Source organism: Dellaglioa sp. CoH-56-MRSF-13, assembly GCF_056782095.1.
In genome coordinates this window covers 1-381 of the sequence record NZ_JBXAYC010000084.1, presented here as the reverse complement: position 1 = coordinate 381, position 381 = coordinate 1, and the positions used below count along the sequence as shown (strand labels likewise).

Annotated in this window: 2 tRNA genes and 1 rRNA gene; all 3 read left to right on the top strand. The window is 46.5% G+C overall.

What is annotated here, in order from left to right:
* The first annotated feature begins 122 nt into the window (after positions 1–122).
* Positions 123–194: transfer RNA gene (locus AC1RP1_RS08005), tRNA-Glu, on the top strand.
* A gap of 5 nt (positions 195–199) precedes the next feature.
* A tRNA-Thr gene (locus AC1RP1_RS08000) sits at positions 200–272 on the top strand.
* 39 nt (positions 273–311) lie between these two features.
* A 5S ribosomal RNA gene (gene rrf / locus AC1RP1_RS07995) occupies positions 312–381 on the top strand; the annotation flags it as partial.

Here is a 381-nt window from a genome sequence, read left to right as displayed (position 1 = left end):
AGTTAAGCTTCTTAGCGCCAAGAGTAGTTGGGGGTCGCCCCCTGCGAGGGTAGGACGTTGCCATGCTAATAATAAATTTAAAAATGTGCTAATCTAACTGATTAACACATTTTTATGTATATGACCCGTTGGTCAAGTGGTTAAGACACCGCCCTTTCACGGCGGTAACATGGGTTCAAATCCCGTACGGGTCATTTTCGCCGGCTTAGCTCAGTTGGTAGAGCATCGGTATCGTAAACCGAGGGTCACAGGTTCGACTCCTGCAGCCGGCATTAGTGGTTGCAAAATTGTTTTATGTAGTAGTAAAAGAGTGTGGTGGCGATAGCAAGAAGGATACACCTGTTCCCATGTCGAACACAGAAGTTAAGCTTCTTAGCGCCA